The organism is Streptomyces mesophilus, from assembly GCF_011044995.1.
GTDB classification, from domain to species: domain Bacteria; phylum Actinomycetota; class Actinomycetes; order Streptomycetales; family Streptomycetaceae; genus Streptomyces; species Streptomyces mesophilus.
Window position 1 is genome coordinate 1 of the sequence record NZ_JAAKZW010000426.1, and the last position, 2,536, is coordinate 2,536.

The 2,536-nt window shown below is 71.0% G+C and carries 3 protein-coding genes; 2 read left to right on the forward strand and 1 reads right to left on the reverse strand.

The window, feature by feature from the left end; all coding sequences use genetic code 11:
• The coding region (locus G6045_RS40240; protein ID WP_328708096.1) for a hypothetical protein at nt 1–690 on the reverse strand (690 nt) is incomplete at its 3' end.
• Nucleotides 691–1,244: 554 nt separating this feature from the next.
• On the opposite strand from G6045_RS40240, the gene G6045_RS40245 reads away from it, so the two are divergent.
• On the forward strand, nt 1,245–1,679 hold the full coding sequence (locus G6045_RS40245; RefSeq protein ID WP_165337200.1) for a hypothetical protein: 435 nt from the start codon (nt 1,245–1,247) through the stop codon (nt 1,677–1,679).
• A gap of 150 nt (nt 1,680–1,829) precedes the next feature.
• A partial coding sequence (locus G6045_RS40250; protein WP_235968616.1) for an oxygenase MpaB family protein occupies nt 1,830–2,536 on the forward strand: 707 nt, incomplete at its 3' end.

The window sequence follows — 2,536 nt, forward strand, 5'->3', positions numbered from 1 at the left end:
CGGGTGGGCCCGGGTGATCTCGGCGGTGGCCAGGAGCAGGGCGGCGCGCACCATGGCGTCGCCTTCGGCGGCGAATCCGTCGGCCAACGCGGTCCGGATGGTGTGGTCGGGGTCGGCGGCGGTCGCCAGGACGTAGGCGGCGTCGATGCGGATGGCGGGGTCGGAGTCTCCGAGCAGGGGCATGAGCGCGGAGGTGTCGTACGTGATCGCGGCTCGGGCGGCGGCCACCGACCAGCCGGCGGGGTAGCCGGTCACCTCGTAGCCGTAGTCGTCGTGGGTGTCGGGTGCATGGCGCCCAGGATCGTTGCGGTGGAGGAGGAATTCCTCGCGGGAGGCGACGCCGTGGTGCCTGGCACGAGCGGGTCCGGAGAGCACGGCGAGAGCGGCGGCGCGGTGCGGGTGGCGGCCGTCAATGGCAAGGGGGATGAGGAAAGGTACTGCGAGGGCTGCGGCGGCCCGGCTGTCGTCGGCACACAGCCCCGCCAGCACACCCGTCGCGCCCACGCCCGGCTCGCCGCCGGCGCGAACGAGGTGAACGGCTTCCCGTGCTTCGTACCCATGGGGGAAGTTGCCCCACGGGACGGCATCGAGGTCGAAGCGGGGTCGGGGTTCGGACAGGATGCCGGCCACCACCGCCCGCACGTCGAACGGACCGCCCGAGAATGAGGCCAGGTCCGCTCCATCCGCCACGTCCCGGCACATCGCAAACGTCGGATCGCTCCGCCAGTCCTTCACACCTGTCCCTCCATCAAAAGGGCGGCTCTTCGGCACAGCCGTCTGCCCTGTTGTCCGCCCGACACCAGTCGGGGTCGGCCATGCGCGCGATCACTTCGCGGGCTGCAATGTCGTCCGCGTTCTCCAGGTCGCTGGTGTCGTGGCCCCAGGCTGTGAGCGCGTCCAGAGCCTTGTTGCGGTGGTAGCGGTCGGTGCTCGTCGAGAGCAGACGGCGGGCGTAGGGAACCAGTTCATCCCGGTGAGCGATGCCCAGTCGGTGCTCTCCAGGAGGTCCTGAGGGTGCGGTGGCTCGCCGAGGAAATGCGTCTCTGTCCAGTCGATACGGCTGCTCACAGGCCGAGGTTATAGCGCACGCGAGAGCGTCGGGGTGGCCTCGGTCCGTAGAGGCCGGGCCCGCCGCACGCGCAGGCGATCCCTGGGCCACGCGGGCGAGCGGGCGTTTGCGGTGGGGGTGGAGCGCGCATGGCTGAGGGGTTCGCTGAGGCACGACATCCCCTGGAGGACCGCACGTGAACCCCGTCGTCACTCGTATCGCGACCGTCGGCGCAGGCCTGTTCCTGTGCGCCGTACCGGCACTGCCCGCCGCCGCGGGTCCGCTCCACCCCGGCCCGGCGGACGACCGGCAGCTGCCGCAGCTGACGGCCGAGGCGACCGTACGGACCGTCGCCGCCCAGGAGGAGTTCCGGATGCGCGGAACCGTCCCGACCCTGCCGGCAGGCACCGAAGTGACGCTGCAGCAGCGGCAGAAGAAGGGGTGGGTCAGCCTGCCCGCGACGGTGCGCACCAAGAACGACCTCACCTACAGCATGCGGGTCAAGCTCGGTATGAAGGGCCCCAACGAACTGCGCGTCATCGCGTGCACCCGGCCGGAGTCGGACGCCTACACGATGCTCGACACCTCGGTCTGCCACACCTCGGACCCGGTGGCGGTCACGGTGCGCTGACCGGGGACCTGCCGTACGCGGGCGCCGCTACGGCGGCGGCGCCCGCCTCCCCCTGTGCCGTCCGGGTCCGGGCCGCCCTCTGCCGCCTTGTCCTTCAGGGTGGTAGGAACGTCAGCGTCCCCGGACCGCGTACCCGCAGGGAGGCACTCGATGACCTCGATGACGTCGAAGCGCTACGAGCGGCTCGCGCGGATCCGGCGCCTGGACCCCGAGCGCGACGCCACGCAGATCTACCGGCTGATGGTCGCGTACGAGTTCCCGTGGGACGTCACCCGGGCCCTCGAACTCGCCCTGTACCGCACGTACGCCGTGCCGAGCATCGGCCGACTGCTCGCGGAGACGGCCGAGTTGACGGCCCGTTCGCAGAAGCGGTACGACGACACCGCCCTCCTGCTCGACGCCGTGGTGGAGTTCGGCTTCGGGTCCGACGAAGGCCGTACGGCCATCCGCCGGATCAACGGGATGCACCGCAGTTACGCCATCGCCGACGACGACATGCGCTATGTCCTGTCCACGTTCGTGGTGATGCCCAAACGCTGGATCGACACCTACGGCTGGCGCCGGCTCTCACAGCACGAAACGCTGGCCACGGTCGCGCACTACCGCACCCTCGGCCGACACATGGGGATCCCCGACATCCCCGCCACCTACGCGGAGTTCGAGCACTGCCTGGACTCCTACGAAGCCGCCCACTTCGCCTGGGACGCCCGCTCGCGCGAGGTCTCCGACGCGACGCTCGCCCTGATGGCCTCCTGGTACCCGGCCCCGCTCGCACCCCTGTTGCGCACCGGCGTCCTCGCGCTCCTCGACGACCACCTGCTGAGCGCCTTCCGCTACGAGGCCCCGCCCGCCCTCAC